The sequence below is a fragment of the Halosimplex amylolyticum genome, assembly GCF_051414035.1.
GTDB classification, from domain to species: Archaea; Halobacteriota; Halobacteria; order Halobacteriales; family Haloarculaceae; genus Halosimplex; species Halosimplex amylolyticum.
This window is the reverse complement of the sequence record NZ_JBLKNW010000001.1, coordinates 2066823-2081983: the sequence shown is the minus strand read 5'-3', so window position 1 is coordinate 2081983 and position 15161 is coordinate 2066823. Positions and strand designations below refer to the sequence as shown.

The 15161-nt window shown below is 68.8% G+C and carries 14 protein-coding genes; 10 read left to right on the top strand and 4 right to left on the bottom strand.

The genetic code is table 11. The annotated features are described in order from the left end of the window. Positions 1-185: 185 nt before the first annotated feature. The 5 genes from ACMGFE_RS10030 (at position 186) to ACMGFE_RS10010 (ending at position 2799) form a co-directional block, all read left to right on the top strand. Positions 186-599, top strand: a complete 414-nt coding sequence (locus ACMGFE_RS10030) for a helix-turn-helix domain-containing protein (RefSeq protein ID WP_436925017.1) — start codon at positions 186-188, stop codon at positions 597-599. Between the two features lie 105 nt (positions 600-704). Beyond that, complete coding sequence (locus tag ACMGFE_RS10025) at positions 705-1442, top strand: DsbA family protein (RefSeq protein ID WP_436925016.1); 738 nt, start codon at positions 705-707, stop codon at positions 1440-1442. Then, positions 1439-1993 carry a hypothetical protein gene (locus tag ACMGFE_RS10020; protein ID WP_436925015.1) on the top strand — a complete coding sequence of 185 codons (555 nt, stop codon included), beginning with the start codon at positions 1439-1441 and terminating at the stop codon, positions 1991-1993. Before ACMGFE_RS10025 ends, ACMGFE_RS10020 begins: the two co-directional genes overlap by 4 nt. Positions 1994-2078: 85 nt before the next feature. Then, the gene (locus ACMGFE_RS10015; protein ID WP_436925014.1) at positions 2079-2492 is read left to right on the top strand and encodes a hypothetical protein; all 414 of its coding nucleotides are present in this window, start codon (positions 2079-2081) and stop codon (positions 2490-2492) included. 58 nt (positions 2493-2550) lie between these two features. Beyond that, positions 2551-2799 (top strand): hypothetical protein, encoded by a 249-nt coding sequence (locus ACMGFE_RS10010; RefSeq protein ID WP_436925013.1) that lies wholly within the window; start codon positions 2551-2553, stop codon positions 2797-2799. Between the two features lie 86 nt (positions 2800-2885). Here the strand turns inward: ACMGFE_RS10010 and ACMGFE_RS10005 are convergent, their stop codons facing one another. The 4 genes from ACMGFE_RS10005 to ACMGFE_RS09990 are packed head-to-tail and all read right to left on the bottom strand — an operon-like array spanning position 2886 to position 9221. Next, a complete protein-coding gene (locus tag ACMGFE_RS10005) occupies positions 2886-3620 on the bottom strand; it encodes a TorD/DmsD family molecular chaperone (RefSeq protein WP_436925171.1) in 735 nt (244 codons plus the stop codon). A gap of 5 nt (positions 3621-3625) precedes the next feature. Further along, the gene (locus ACMGFE_RS10000) at positions 3626-6898 is read right to left on the bottom strand and encodes a molybdopterin-dependent oxidoreductase (RefSeq protein ID WP_436925012.1); all 3273 of its coding nucleotides are present in this window, start codon (positions 6896-6898) and stop codon (positions 3626-3628) included. Beyond that, entirely contained in the window at positions 6898-8166 is a 1269-nt protein-coding gene (gene nrfD / locus ACMGFE_RS09995) for an NrfD/PsrC family molybdoenzyme membrane anchor subunit (RefSeq protein WP_436925011.1), read from the bottom strand. The genes ACMGFE_RS10000 and nrfD overlap by 1 nt, the downstream gene beginning before the upstream one ends. A gap of 2 nt (positions 8167-8168) precedes the next feature. Continuing rightward, positions 8169-9221: a 4Fe-4S dicluster domain-containing protein gene (locus ACMGFE_RS09990; protein WP_436925010.1), complete on the bottom strand. Its 1053-nt coding sequence runs from the start codon at positions 9219-9221 to the stop codon at positions 8169-8171. Between the two features lie 312 nt (positions 9222-9533). Here ACMGFE_RS09990 and ACMGFE_RS09985 point away from each other — a divergent pair, with 312 nt between their 5' ends. From ACMGFE_RS09985 to ACMGFE_RS09965, 5 genes are all read left to right on the top strand, one after another. Continuing rightward, positions 9534-11372 (top strand): bacterio-opsin activator domain-containing protein, encoded by a 1839-nt coding sequence (locus ACMGFE_RS09985; RefSeq protein WP_436925009.1) that lies wholly within the window; start codon positions 9534-9536, stop codon positions 11370-11372. 68 nt (positions 11373-11440) lie between these two features. Next, the gene (locus ACMGFE_RS09980) at positions 11441-12790 is read left to right on the top strand and encodes an FAD-dependent oxidoreductase (RefSeq protein WP_436925008.1); all 1350 of its coding nucleotides are present in this window, start codon (positions 11441-11443) and stop codon (positions 12788-12790) included. Positions 12791-12792: 2 nt separating this feature from the next. Beyond that, positions 12793-14043, top strand: coding sequence for a M20 family metallopeptidase (locus ACMGFE_RS09975; protein WP_436925007.1), 1251 nt, complete (start codon positions 12793-12795; stop codon positions 14041-14043). A 54-nt stretch (positions 14044-14097) separates the two neighbouring features. Beyond that, positions 14098-14316, top strand: coding sequence for a YgaP family membrane protein (locus tag ACMGFE_RS09970; RefSeq protein ID WP_436925006.1), 219 nt, complete (start codon positions 14098-14100; stop codon positions 14314-14316). A 2-nt stretch (positions 14317-14318) separates the two neighbouring features. Then, a complete protein-coding gene (locus ACMGFE_RS09965) occupies positions 14319-14912 on the top strand; it encodes a class I SAM-dependent methyltransferase (RefSeq protein WP_436925005.1) in 594 nt (197 codons plus the stop codon). The last annotated feature ends 249 nt before the right edge of the window (positions 14913-15161 follow it).

Genomic DNA, 15161 nt, shown 5'->3' with positions numbered 1-15161 from the left:
TGAATGATCCGGGGAACACCAGTTAGCGACAGCAGCAGGTGATCGGCGTCGTCGCCCTGGTCTCTCGGTACAACGTCGCTTCTCTCCGACCTGGTCGGGACCCATGAAACGACGACCACCGTCGCAGGGCAGTATTGTACTGTTCGTGAATAACCTTATCCGGTCTCGGTGGATAGCTTCGAGAGATGGTGGAACCAGTCGACGAATACCTACAGCGAGACCTCCGCTGTATCGACCTGCTCGAGTGCTTTCACGGGTTGAACCGGCGCGACAAGGCCGTCTTTCGCCTGCTGTACGACGTCGACGGTGGACTGACGGTCGATGCGGTCGCCGAACGGGTCGACTGCGAACGGTCCACGGCCTACCGGTCTATCTCCCGGTTGATCGACGCCGACGTCGTCTCGCAGCGGCAGGTGAACTACGACCGCGGGGGGTACTACTACGTGTACCGCACACGGGACGCGAGCGACATCGCGGACGACATGCGACGGATACTCAGCGAGTGGTACACGAGTGTCAGCACCCTCGTCCAGGACTTCGAAGCGACGTACGCCCGGATACAGCGCGACGACGTGTGCCCGATACCGCTCGACCAGTGACGGCCCTGGAAGGGCGAGGAACCTCCGACGACGGTGGGGTTCTGGGGCACCTCGATAGCGCCCCGACCGCAAGACCAATCAACGGCGGACCGATAGTGCACGACAATGGATGGGCAAGGCAATATTACGCGGCGACGGATGCTGGCGGCCGGCGGCGCGACCGCCGCGTTCGGCGGCGGCGTGGCCTACGTCGCCTCTCGGTCCGACTCGGACGGCGGCGAGTACGTGCCCGAGAGCTTCCATCGAAGCGACGAGACGACGGGATTCGGCGTCGAACTCGCCGGCCTGCCGATCGCAGGTGAACGCGACGCCCCCGTAGACGTCTACTACTGGACGGACTACCTCTGTCCGTTCTGCAAGCAGTTCGAGACGGAGACGCTCCCCGACGTCGGCCGCGACTACGTCGATACCGGGGAGGCGAGGCTGGTCGTCCTCCCCTACCCCAACATCGGAGAGTACTCCGCGCCGGCGGCGGTCTGGGGACGATGCGTCTGGGAGCAGGTCGCCGAAAGCGACCCCGCGACGTTCTGGCGCTGGCACGGGGCGGCGTTCGACGCACAGGCGGAGTCGGGCCACGACTGGGCGGACGAGGAGACGTTCACGGATATCACCGAGCAGACGGACGGCGTCGCCGCGTCCGCGGTCGATAGTTGCCGACGATCCCGCGGCGACTCGATCCGAGCGTCGATCGACGCCGGCGTCGAGGTCGCGCGCTCGGCCCGGATCCAGGGCACGCCCGGATTCGTCCTCTACAACCGTGCGGCGGACAAGGCGGGCAAATTAGTCGGCGCACACCCCTACGAGAACTTCTCGAACGCCCTCGATCAGGTGCTACGGGCGTGACTGCGGACGCGAGCACCGAGAGTCTGACTCGGTTCCGGGATCTCTCGGACGCGCTCGCGTACCCGCTGACGTCGAACACGCGACTCCTGATCGCCGGCGCCGTGACGCTCCTGACCTACGTCGTTCTCGTGTTGAGTACGTTCCCGCAGTTCACCGTCCAGCTCCTCGCGAGAAACCCGACCGACCTGTTGTATGGCGTCACGGCGCTGACCAGAGAGACGTATCTGAGCGTCGGCTGGGTCGGACTCGGCCTCGTGGTGGGCTACGCGGTGCTGACGGGGGTCGCCGTGACGAACGCGGTCACGCTCTTCCGCCGTGCGCGGCGGACGGGCGCGTCCACGGTCCTCGGGATCCTCCCGGGGTTTCTCGCCGCGGGCTGTGCGAGCTGCGGTGCCGGTGTCCTCGGCGCGCTGGGATTCGTCGGCGCGATGGCGGCGCTCCCCTTCGAGGGGAATCTCCTCCGGGCCGGCGGAATCGTGTTGCTCGCGTTCTTCCTCGGGCGGACGGGCGACCCGCGGACCTGCTCCATCGCCGGGGGGACCGAGCCGTGAGCCGAAACACGCAAAGCCCGATGGACAGGCAATGCTCGCGCGAGATCGCGGCGCTGACTCGCCGACAGCGGAGAGGTGTGCGGAGATGACGACTCTCCCGCGACGGCGCCTCCTCGGGAGCGGCGCAGTCGGTCTCGGTACGTTCGCGCTCCTCGGCACGGTGACCGGTCTGCTTCCGAACCCGGTCTACGTCAGGATGGTGGACCGCACACCGCCGGACTACCTGTTCCTCGTTGCGACGTCCGCGTTCGCCGCGGCGTTCGTCTACCAGCGCTTGCTGGCCGAGGAACCGGTGGGGGATCGGCTGGCGGCCGGCGGCGTCGTCGGTGGCTTCCTCGCGTTCGGCTGTCCGATCTGCAACGCCCTCTTGCTGGCGCTGTTCAGTTCGTCGGCGCTCATGACGTACTTCGACCCGCTCCGGCCGATCCTGGGGGCGGTGTCGATCCCGTTTTTCGCCGGCCTCCTCTACTACCAGCGCCAGCAGTGCGACGCCTGTTGACCGTCCCCGGTCGGCCGTCCAGAGGATACAAGGGCCGCGTCGGCGAATCACTGCACGAATGTCGTCACCAGACGCAGAGACGGACGGCGCTGGCTCTCGGTGGTCGGTCCTCGGCATCGGTGGACTCGTGAGCCTCTGCTGTCTCTTCGTCGCCCCGGCGACGACGGGGGCCGCCGGGGCCGTCGCTGCCGGTGGCGCGACGGCAGCGCTCGGCGGCGGCCTCGTCCAGATCGCCGTGACGGCGGTCACGATCGGCGCGCTCGCCGGCACGTACCGACTCTCTCGAAACGGTCGGTCGAGCGACTGATCCCCGGACGATGATGCCGGCCGGATCCCCGGTCGTCGGGGCACGCCAACGGATCGCCGAAAACGGGCGAACGGCTCGCCGGGGGGTCAGGCCGTCGGCATCCCCGCTCTGGCGTCCCACGCGACGAACGTTCGGGCGAACCGGGCGAGCGCTGCGAACGTCCCCTCGACCGAGTCCGCGCGCTCGACCGCCTCGTGGAACTCGTCGAGCCAGTCGAGCCGGGCGACGGTTTCCGCCTGTAACTCCCGGTAGACGGCGACCTCGTCCGCGGCCTCCGCGTCGGGCTCGCGGAGGGCCGTCGCCTCCCGCTCGCAGAGCGCGCGCATGAACTCGAAGGACGCGGCGAGGTGGTCGGGGAGGCCGTCCCCGCGAGTAGGCTCGAAGCCGGCTGCGGCGTGTGCGTGCGCGGCCGCGGCGGCGGGGTCGCCCAGTAGCTCGCCGGCGTTCCCCGTCCCGTGGTACGGCGAGTCCGAGTCGAAGGACTCGCTGGGGGCGTCCCGGTGTGCCGAAGCGAACGGCGGGACGTAGCGCGGCCCGGGGACGACGAACAGGTTGTCGTAGCCGACCCGGAGCGCCCGGGCGTCGAGGTCGGTCCGGTCGAGCGCCTCCGTGCGCGCGTCGACGGGGAGCTCGTCGGCCAGCCTGGCGAACGTGCCGTCCGCGAGCGCGGACTCGAGACTCTCGACGTCACCGTCGAACGTCGCCGCCAGCAGTCCGTACACGTCGGCCCTGGCGCTGGCGACCGCACCGTCGTCCGTGGTTCCATCCCGCTGGTCGCGGGTGTCGGCGGTCTCACGCCCGTCGGTGGCCTCGTTGCCCATCGAGGTCACCGCCGTTCCACCTCGACGAACGCGTCGTACTGGGCGTTGCTCCCGCCGACGAGGTCAGACAGTCCGGTGTCACCGAGCGCACCGTCCAGCGGCTGGAGGTGGTTGATCGCGAACCCGGCGTCCCGGCCCTTCGCCAGCCCCGCTTCCTCGGTCATCGGTTCGTCGAACTCGTAGGGCGTGTGGCCGTCGCCGTCGACCGGTCCGCGGGTCTGCCCGTCGACTGTCTCCGCGCTCGCGCCGTCGCCGGTCCGGCCCCAGCCCCACATGGCGCCGACCACGCCCGGGCGGATCCCCTGGGTGACCATCGCGACGCCCTCGACGGAGCGGCGGCCCGCGTCGATGACGACGTCGTCGCCGTTCTCGATACCGCGTTCGTCGGCGTCACGGGGATTGATCCACAGCGGATTCTCCGGCCGCGTCTCGCGGAGCCACGGGCTGTTCTGGGTCCGGTGCATTCCCTGCGTCCGTGGTTTCCAGTTGACGAGGCGGAGCGGTCGCTCGGAATCCTCGTCGTCGGTGACGGCGGCCTGCACCGCACCGTCGTAGTGTTCCACGTCGTCGACCCGCGGGAGCGGGTCGAACCGTTCGCCGGTGTAGGAGTGTTTGCCCCGCGGAACGACCTCGCTGTAGAAGTCGACGCGGGACCCGAGCTTGTAGCGCAGGTACTCGCCGTCGTAGGCGTTGCTGTCGTCGAACCGCTCGGCGTAGTCGTACTCGTGGCCGCGGTCGGCGAACCGCTCGGCGTAGTCCTCGACGGGTTCCTCGAAGCGACCACCGCGGTTGAGAACGGTGACGACCTTGCGCCACTCCTCGTCTCGTACTGCTCGCCTCCAGCGGTCGAGGTCGAAGGCGTCGCCCAGTCCCGCCTCGTGGCTCTCGCGGAACACCCGTAACTCGTCGTCGCTCGCGTCGGCCACGGGCTCGCGGTCGTAGGCGACGTTCGCGGCCAGCTTCAGGTAGAAGTCCTCCGAGCGGTCGAGCGGCCACAGGTCCCCGTCGGCGTCGGGGATAGCGCCCTCGCCGACGCCGGGGAGGTCCATCGCTTTCCAGATATCGATCAGGACCTCCTCGAACGGGCGGGCGTCGGGGACCACGCTGACGGCGGGCTGGCTGATCTTCTCGTCGGCGAGGCGCTTGTTCGGATACGTCCCGAAGTTCTCCCACCGTTCGAGGTAGGTCGGTTCGGGCAGGATGTAGTCGGCGTACTTGCTGGTCTCGCCGATCACCGTATCGGAGGCGACGACCAGCGGGATGGCGTCGGGGTCGCCCAGCACGTCCGGGATCTGGTCACCGCCGGCGACGGCCATGACGTGGTTGTTCGAGTACGGGCGGATGAACAGCGCCTCGACGCCGTAGGGGTACTCGTCGGCGGCGCTGCCGTACAGCTCCTGGGTGGCCTGCGGCGGCGCGACGGGGAACCACGGTCGCTTCGCGGGGTAGCCGTCGTCGCGCTCGAACAGCGACGTGTCCTCGTAGTTGACCCCGCCGCGCAGCAGCGGGATCCCCCACGGCGAGTAACCGTCGGGGACCTGGCCGAGCTGGTAGCGACCGGACATCGTGCTGTAGCCCGCGTAGGGCGTGATCTGGCCGCCCTTCCAGTCGTAGTTGCCGACGAGGTGCTGCAGGGTGGCGATGGCGCGGGTGTTGTAGAAGCCGTTGGTGTGCTTGGCTGGGCCGCGGTAGGCCATGATCGCCGCCCGCTTACCGTGACTCGTGAACTCGTCAGCGACCTCGGCGATCCGCTCGGCGGAGACGCCTGCCATCTCGGCGTACTCCGCGACCGTGTGCTCGAACACGCGGTCGCGGTACCGACGCCAGACGCTCTCGACGGCGGCCCCGTCGACGGTCAGCGACACGTCGAGGACGCCCGTCTCCACCTCGCTGGCCGGTCGCGGTTCGCCGGTCGCCGCGTCGACGGCCACGAAGTCCTCGGCGTGCTCGTGGTCCTCCGGGACGAGGCCGAGATCCGACGCACGCGCCTTGGGTCCGGCTTCCTCGTCGACGAGGACGAGGTGCGGCGCGTCGCTCCAGGTCGGCTCGCCGTCGTCCCGTGCAGCGCTCTCGGAGGGGTTCTGGAGATAGTCCAGATCGTGGCGGTCGTGCTCGACGATCCAACGGGCCATCCCGAGTGCGAGGGCGCCGTCGGCGCCGGGTTCGACCGGGATCCAGGTGTCGGCCTTCTCCGCGGTCTTCGAGAGCCGCGGATCGACGACGTCCATCCGCATGCCGTCCTCGATGGCGTTGGTCAGCTTCGGCGCGAGCCACGTCGGGCCCTTGTTCGCGACCATCGGGTTCGTCCCCCACACGAGGAGGTACTCGCAGTTCTCGACGTCGGGGTACTGGCGCTTCTTCAGGGCGTCGTGCGATCGGACGTTCCCCATGACGCTGGAGAAGCCGCAGGTCCCGGCGTGGTGGACGCTGTTGAGGGAGCCCAGCCCCTGGTGCCACAGGCGGGTCCTGACGAAGTTGCGACGGAACCCGCCGACGTCGACGATCTGGTTGGCTTTCGGGCCGAGGTCCGGGTGGTCGGTGTCGATCAGGGCGTCCTCGTAGCGCTCGTCGAACTCGGCCCTGTCCATCTCGCCGGACTGGACGGCCTCCCAGTCGGCCATCACCTCGTCCTCGGGCGCGTAGCCCCACAGCTCCCGCAGTCCCGGATGGCCGAGGTCGTCGTCGCCCTCGACGATCTCCCGGATCGCCTGGTCCCAGGAGATCGTCTCCCACGATTCGGACCCGCGCGGGCCGACGCGCTTCATCGGTTTGCGGACCCGGTAGCTGTCGAAGGCGGTCTGGATGCCGGCCTGTCCCTTCAGGCAGATCCGGCCGCCAGACAGCGACCAGCGGTCGGTCTCGACGTCGCCGCTGCCCGCCACGTCGCCCATCGCCACGTCCGCGGGGTCGCTGTCGTAGGGGACCTGCGAGAACGGCTGGGTGTTCAAGAAGGAGTAGGGGTTGCCGGCGAGCTTTCGAACGAGCGAGCTGTACTCGCCGGTCCCGCTGTCGTCGGTGAGTCGGACCTTGATCGGACAGAACGTGTTACACTGTCCGCAGGTCGTGTGGATCACGTCGCTCGCGCCGTACTCGCCGTAGTCGTCGCCCACGTAGTGCTCGGTGTCGTCGGTCCAGAGGTCCTCGGTGTCGACGTTCACGGTCGCGGCGCTGGCGGCGCCGATGGCGCCGACGGCTCCGACCGCTTTCACGAGGTCGCGTCTGGTGAGCGATGCTCCGTCCGGGGAGTCGGTACTGTCGTCGTCTGGTTCGGTGGACATCAGTGATCACCTCGATCGAGGGGGGTCAGGGGAAGCAGTTCCGCGCCGACCGTGTACAGCAGCAGGCCGACAGCGATCATGCCGGCGCTGGTCGCCCACTCCACGGCCGATGGGAAGTACGAACCGTGCGGTAGCCCTTCCATCACGGGGCGGATCTGCGGCGGGACGACGATGTTGAACCGCACGGCGACGATGCCGATTACGACGCTGAGTCCGGCCAGCGCCATCAGCCACGGGGTGCGACGCCACTCGCGCTTCGAGAGCAACACCAGCGGGAACACCCACCCGAACCCGACCATGAACCACCAGAACGACCACGACATCTCGCCGAACGCGATGATGTGCCAGGTCTCGACCACGTGCGGGTGGAAGCTGACGATGGCGATCAGCGCCTCGATGGCGGTCAGCGCCACGTCGACGACGACGAACGCCGCCAGCAGTTTCGCCAGCTGGTCGAGCAGGTCCCGGTCGACGGTCTCCCCGTCGAACAGGCGCGTCCGGAGGACGTACAGCACCATCACGAGCGCCGTCCCCGAGAGGACCGCGGAGACGATGAAGATGACCGGGAACAGCCCGCTGTTCCAGTACGGCCGCGCCTTCGAGACGGCGAAGAGGACGCCCGTCCCGCCGTGGACGAGGAAGATCGCGAGCGGGATCCCGAGGATCCCGGCCCGTTTCAGCCACCTCCGATCGGCCGCCCGCGACGCCTCCGTCGTCGCACGGCGACCGAGCGTCAGGAGCCCGCCGACTCTAGCGCGGAGGCCCGATCCGCGTTCGGCGACGCGGGCGAGGTCGTAGCGCATCGAGAAGTACAGCTCGGTCACGAGCACGCCGATGTAGGCGACGTAGGCGTGGACCTCCCAGGAGAGCGCGGACGTGAACTGCCGCCAGACGAACGGGTGGTACATCCGGTCCATCCGCCCGAGGTCGGTCCAGACGAACAGGAGCGCGACGACCATGCTGACGATCGCCGCGAACAGCGCGTCGCGGTCGATCCGGTGCATCGCCTCGACGCCGAAGACGTTCGCGAGCGTGCTGACGAGGAAGGCCCCGGCGGACAGGCCGACGAAGTAGATGTAGAAGGCGACCCACGCGCCCCACGGGGTCGTGCTCGTGAGGTTGGTACTACTCATCCCCTGGGTCAGCCGCAGCCACGTCGCGTAGCCGCCGGCCACCAACAGCAGGCCCAGGAACGCGTACCACGCGAGCCGGAGTCGGTCGTTCTCGAACCCTGGATCGAACGCGAATCGCGAGTGGTCGGTTGCCATTGTTATCTGAGGTAGTAGACGTTCGGGTCGGTGCCCTCGCTCTCTTTGAGCTGGAACGCCCGCGAGGAGTCGGCCATCTCCGAGACCTCGCTGTCGGGGTCGTCGAGGTCACCCATGTTCCGGGCGTCCCCGACGCAGGTCTCGACGCAGGCCGGCTCCTCGCCGCGTTCGAGTCGGTGCGTGCAGAAGCTGCACTTCCGGACGTTCCCCACGGGCGACTCGCCGCCCTCCCGTTTCCCGCGGTCGACGCCGTACTCGGGGCTGGTCACCTCGCCCGCCCCCTCGACCTCCTCGTCGTAGTTCTCGCCGAAGTCGAAGTAGCGCGCACCGTACGGGCACGCGATCATGCAGTACCGACAGCCGATACAGCGGTCGTAGTCGACGTTCACCACGCCGTTGTCCATCTTGTACGTCGCCGAGACCGGGCAGACCTGGACGCAGGGCGGGTTCTCGCACTGCATGCAGGGCCGGGGGACGTTCGTCCGCGTCACGTCGGGGAACTCGCCGTGTTCCTCTTCCATGACGACGTTGTAGGAGACGCCCGGCGGCGTCCGGTTCTCGGCCTTGCAGGCGACCGTACAGGAGTCACAGCCCACGCACTTCTCGAGGTCGATGACCATCCCCCAGCGCTCGTCGCCGTCGGCGTCCGAGTCGGTCGCGTCGCCCGCGGCGTCCGGCTCGTCGGCGTCCGAGAGCTCACACGCGACCGAGTCCATCGACCCGACCGAACAGCCGAGCGAGTCGGCCGTGGCCGCGTCGATGGTCTGGTCGCCGCTCTCGATGGACGGGTTCGGCGTCTCGCGGTAGGCGTCGCCGAACTCCGCGTTCGCGGCCTCGTCGTACTTCTCCCAGTAGGCCTCGGCCGACAGCTCGCCGCGGGAGACCCGCTTTGCGTCTTCGGCCATCGCGATCCCCAGGTCCGTGTCGTAGTCGGTCTCGGCGAGTTCCTCGCGCGGGTTCGCCGCTTCCTCGTCGACCATCGCGTCGGGGTCGCTCCCGCCGACGTCGGGCACGCCCGGAAGCCGGTCGTCGTCGCCGGTGCTACTCACGGCCATCACCCGTTCGATGCGTTCGGCGCCGTCTCGCCTCGATAGTCCATCGGGCCATTACGGCTATACCTACGAGCGACGGGGTAGAGAGCGTGCTACCGATACTCTTTGCCCCGCTCCGACCGTCCGAACGGAGGGATAATCACCGCCCCAATACTGTTTGGCCGGGCCGGCGAGCGGCGACCCAGCCGGGCGGCTCCCCGCGTCTCAGTCTCTGGGAACGCCCTCAGTTTATATACGACGGGACGAACGAGTTCGCGACATGAACAGGGACGGAGGTCCGCGCAGTCGCCGACCGCTCCAAGGGGGCGGTCCACCGTGAACGGCGTCATTCTCGCGTCGATCCTCCTCCGGGTCGTCGGCGTCGGCTACTCGCTGGTGTTGCTGTCCCGGAGCGGGGACAGGCGGTTCGGGTTCCTGACGGTGATGCTGTCGCTGATGGCCACGCGGCAGCTGCTCTCCGCGCGCCACGCGACGAGCGCACTCGAAGAACTGCCGGGGCTCGCCGTCAGCGTCCTCGCGGTGGTGACCGTCTACTACCTCTCCAGTTACGTCGTCGAGGAGCAGCGCCTCACCGACCGCCTCCGCGGCTTCAGGAAGGCAATCGAACACGCCGGACACGCTATCTTCCTGACCGACACGGACGGGACCATCCAGTACGCGAATCCGGCGGTCGAGGAGGTCGTCGGCCACAGGCCCGAGGACGTCGTCGGGGAGAACCCGCGGCTGTGGAAGTCCGGCGAGCACGACGAGGCGTTCTACGCGTCGCTGTGGGACCAGATCTCGTCGGGGTCCGTCTGGGAGGGAGAGATCGTGAACCGGCGGCAATCGGGCGAGCTGTGCTGGGTCGATATGACGATCGCGCCGGTCACCGACGACGAGGGCGACATCGAGCGATACGTCGCGGTGGAGCGGGACGTCACCGACCGCAAGGAGCGACAGCACCGCATCGAGGAGCAGAACGACCGGCTCGACCGACTCAACAACACCAACGAGGTGCTCCGGGACGTCAACCGCGATCTGGTCGCCGCCTCGACGCGCCGGGAGATCGAACGGGCCGTCTGCGACCGGTTCGCCCGGTCGGACCTGTTCGAGGGAGCCCGTATTCTCGAACCCGGCATCGTCGACGAACGGATCAGCGTACGGACCAGGGCAGGCGTCGAAGACGCGGGACTGGGAGCGGACGGCCCCGAGTCCGGAGCGGTCAGTCAGGCCGTCGACGACGTGCTCGACCGGAGAGACCCGTCGTTCGTCGACGCAGCCGCGTCGCCCGTCGACGACCCGGCGGACGCCAGCGGCGTGCTCGTCCCGCTGTCGTACCAGAACGCCGACTACGGCGTGCTCGTCGTCGAGGCGGCGAGGGCCGACGCCTTCGAGGCGATCGACCGGGAACTGTTCGCCGACCTCGGACTGACCGTCGGGGACGCGATCAACGCCGCAGAGAGCAGGCGGACGCTCGCGTCGGACGACGTGACGGAACTGGAGTTCCGGGTCGACGGCGTGGGCGACCCGTTCGTCCGTCTGTCGGCGGCGCTCGAGTGCACTGTCGAACTGGAGGGGATCAGCGACGACGACGGGGAGGGCCACGTCGCGTACGTCTCGGTGACCGACTGTGACGCGTCGGCGGTCGCTGCCCACCTCGCGGAGGCGCCGGCCGTCCAGTCGGCCCAGCCGCTCTGTGAGTACGAGGACCGGTCCGTCTTCCGCCTCGGAACCGACGGCGAGTCGGTCGTCGCGACGCTCGCCCGGTACGGAGCGGCGGTGACGGCCCTCGAAGCGACCGACGGGCGGGGCCGCCTCGTCGCGGACGTCTCCTGTTCGAACGACGTCCGATCGGTCGTCGAGGCCGCCCAGTCCGTCTACCCCGCGCTGGACCTCGTCGCCCAGCGCGAACGAACGCGGGAGTCCGCGTTCGAAACCGAGTTCCGCGCCGCGCTCGACGAATCGCTGACCGCCCGGCAACTCGAGGCGGCACAGACGGCCTACTTCGCCGGGTTCTTCGAGTGGCCCAGGGAAACGAGCGGCGAGGAGGCCGCGTCGATGATGGACATCACGCAGTCGACGTTCACCCAGCACCTGCGGTCTGCAGAACGGAAGCTGTTCCGAGCGCTGTTCGAAGAGCGACCGAACTCGGTCGCCCGGTCCCCGGGCGTCTGAGACGTCGGAGGGTACAGTATTGTATGTTTTGGGAAATACTTTAACCGCTGTGGCACCAACAGTTTTGTATGAGCGACAGGTTCGTCGTCATCGGCGGTGACGCGGCGGGAATGAGCGCCGCGAGCAAGGCCAAACGCGAGGACCCCGATCTGGAGGTGGTCGTCTTCGAGAAGGGGCAGTGGGTCTCCTACGCCGCCTGCGGGATGCCCTACTACGTGAAGGGCGAGGTCGACGAACTCGAGGACCTCGTGGCCGTGACGCCGGAGCGGTTCCGCGAGGAGCGCGACGTCGACCTGCGGACCGGTCACGAGGTCGTCGGCATCGACCCCGAGCGCGAGACGGTCACGGTCGAGGGCGACGGCGAGCGGTTCGAGCAGGGCTACGACCACCTTCTCGTCGGGACGGGGGCGAGCGCGATCGTCCCCCCGTTCGACGGGACCGACCTCGACGGCGTGTTCACGATCCACGACATGGACGAGGCGGGCGCGATCGAGTCGTACGTCACCGATCGGTCGCCGGAGCGGGCGGCCATCGTCGGCGGCGGCTACGTCGGCGTCGAGATGGCCGAGGCGCTGTCGGCCCGCGGCGTCGACGTCGCCCTCTACGAGATGCTCCCCCACGTCCTGCAGCCGTTCGGCGAGCCGGTCGCCGAAGTCGTCGAAGATCACCTCCGCGAGCGAGGCGTGGACCTGCACCTCGACACCACCGTCTCCGGGTTCGACGGTGACGGCCGCGTCGACCGCATCGTCCTCGAGGGGGGCGAGTCCGACCCGGCGGACGTCGTGGTCGTGGGCGTGGGCGTCGCGCCGAACGTCGACCTCGCAGCCGAGGCCGGGATCGAACTCGGTTCGACCGGTGCCATCGCGACCGACGAGTACGGCCGGACGAACTACGAGAACGTCTACGCGGCGGGCGACTGCGCCGAGGCCCGCCACGTCGTGACCGGCGAGCCTGACCACGTGCCGCTGGCGCTGACCGCCAACCGCGCGGGTCGAGCGATCGGGCAGACGGTGACGGGCTCACCGACGCCGACCGGCGAGATCGCGGGGACGGCCATCGTGAAGGCCTTCGACCTCGGGGCCGCGAGGACCGGCATCGTCGACGACGAGCGGGCCCGCGAGGCGGGATTCGAACCGGTTTCGGTCACGATCACCGACGAATCGCGCGCCGACTACTACCCCGGCAGCGAGGAGATCCAGGTCACGCTCCTCGCAGATCGAGGCGCCGGACGACTCCTCGGCGGCAGCGTCGTGGGTCGCGAGGGCGCCAAGCGCGTCGACACGATCGCGACCGCGCTTCACGCCGGGATGACCGTCACGGAACTCCAGAACGCGGACCTCGCGTACGCGCCGCCGTTCAGTCCCGTCTGGGACCCGGTCCTCACGGCCGCGAAGGTGCTCCGGGGGAAACTCGAGTGACGATGCCCGCCGACCGTCCGGCCAGCTACGTCACCGACCACCGCGCGGACCTCGTCGCGCTCACGCTCGATCTGTTGTCGGTCGACACCGCGAATCCGCCCGGCGATACCCGCGAGATCGTCGACCTGATCGAGCAGTACCTCGAGCCGTTCCCCGTCGACGTCGAGCGTTTCGCCGTGGATCCGGCGAAACCGAACCTCGTCGTGACGGTCCCCGGCGAAGCCGACGAGACGCTGCTGTTCAACGGGCATCTGGACACGGTGCCGTTCGACGCCGACGAGTGGTCGCACGACCCGCTCGGCGAGCGCGTCGACGACCGCGTCTACGGGCGCGGCGCGACCGATATGAAGGGGCCGCTCGCCGCGATGCTGTTCGCGATCGAGGCGTTCGCCGAGACGGGGACGACTCCGCCGGTGGATCTATCGTTCGCGTTCGTCAGCGACGAGGAAGTCGGCGGGGCGGCCGGACTCCCCGCGCTCCTGGACGCGGGCCGCCTCGGCGCCGACGCCTGCGTCATCGGCGAGCCGACCTGCGAGGAGGGGCGACACTCCGTGACGGTCGCCGACCGCGGAAGCATCTGGTTGACGCTCGACGCGCACGGCGACGCGGCGCACGGGTCGCGGCCGATACTGGGGGAAAACGCGATCGACCGGCTGTACGAGGCCGTCGAGACCCTCCGGGAGCGGTTCGGAACCCGCGAACTGGACATCGACGCCGAGATGGGGCCGATACTGGAGGAGTCGGTCGAGTACTACGCGCCGACGATGGGCGAACGGGACGCACGCACGCTGTTCGCGTCGCCGACGATCAACCTCGGGACCATCCGGGGCGGGGAGGCGATCAACAGCGTCCCGCAGTCCGCCCGTGCGGAGATCGATATCAGGCTGACCGCGGGCGTCGAGACGTCGGAGATGCTCTCGGAGATCCGCGAGTGCGTCGCCGACTGCGACGGGATCACCGTCACGGACGTGTCCTGGAGCGTCGGGACTGTCGAACCGATCGACAGCCCGCTCGTCGAGGCGGTCGCCTCGACCGCCGAAGCGGTGACCGGCGAGCGGGTGTTCCGGCGAAGCGCGACCGGAGGCGGCGACGCCAAGCGCCTCCGAGACGCCGGGGTACCCACCGTGGAGTTCGCGTTCGGGACCGATACCGTCCACGCGGTCGACGAGTACATCACCGTCGACGCGCTCGTCGACAACGCGTCGGTGTACGCTCGCCTCCCGCAGGCGATTGCGGCCGACTGGACCGAGTGAGGGCCCCCTGTCTCCAGGGGAACGCTTAAGGCTCGGGTGGCGATAATATTGTACATGGCCAACAATATCGGTGGCGTCGATCGGGCCGTGCGGTTCGGCGTCGGTGCGGTACTGGCCGGTCTCGGACTCGCGGTGTTCGCCGGTACCGTCGACCTCACGTCGGTCGTCGGGGGTCTCGCACTCGGACTGGGGGTCGTCCTCGTCGGGACGGCCCTGCGTCGGACGTGCCTCCTCTACCGATTCGTCGGCGTGGACACCTGTCGGAGTCGGTAACGATGGAGCAGTTTCAGAACACGGGCCAGCCCGACTGGGACTGGTGGGGACGGCTGTGGCCGACACCCGGCGCGACGCTCCGCCGGCTGGGCGTCGAGTCGGGGGAGACGCTCGCCGAGGTCGGCTCCGGGAACGGGTACTTCGCCCTGCCGGCGGCGAGGATCACCGACCCGCGCCCGGTGTACGCCGTCGACGTCGACGAGTCGCTCCTGGAAGAACTCGAGAGCCTCGCCGCCCTGCAAGGTATCGACAACGTCGTCACCGTCCACGCCGACGCGAGAGACCTGGCCGATACGCTCCCCGAAGCCGTGGACACGGTCCTCGTCGCGAACACGTTCCACGGTGTCTCGGAGCCCGACCGCTTCGTCCGCGAGGTGTTCGACGCGCTCGGTCCGGACGGGCGATTCGTCGTCGTCAACTGGGACGACCGGCCGCGCGAGGAGACGACCGTCATGGACACCCCACGCGGTCCTCCCACCGATCTCAGGCTGTCACCCTCCGAGACGAAGTCGATCGTGACGGACGCCGTCGCTGTCGCGAACGTTCGGCGGATCGAGTTACCGCCCTACCACTACGCGCTCCGGTTCGAGCGGTAACCCAGCAGTGACCCAGCGGTGACCCAGCAGTGATTCCGGGGGATCACCGCCCGGTGCGTTTTCCCGTTCTGGGGGATCACCGCCCGGTGCGTTTTCCCGTTCTGGGGGATCATCGCCCGGTGCGTTTTCCCGTTCTGGGGGATCACCGCCCGGAGTGTTCTCCGTTCTGGATGCGTGCGGGGTTCCGCTGATTCTCCCAGCGTTGGGAATATAATACAACATCAATCTATCGGGCGTTCTCCGCTCGGA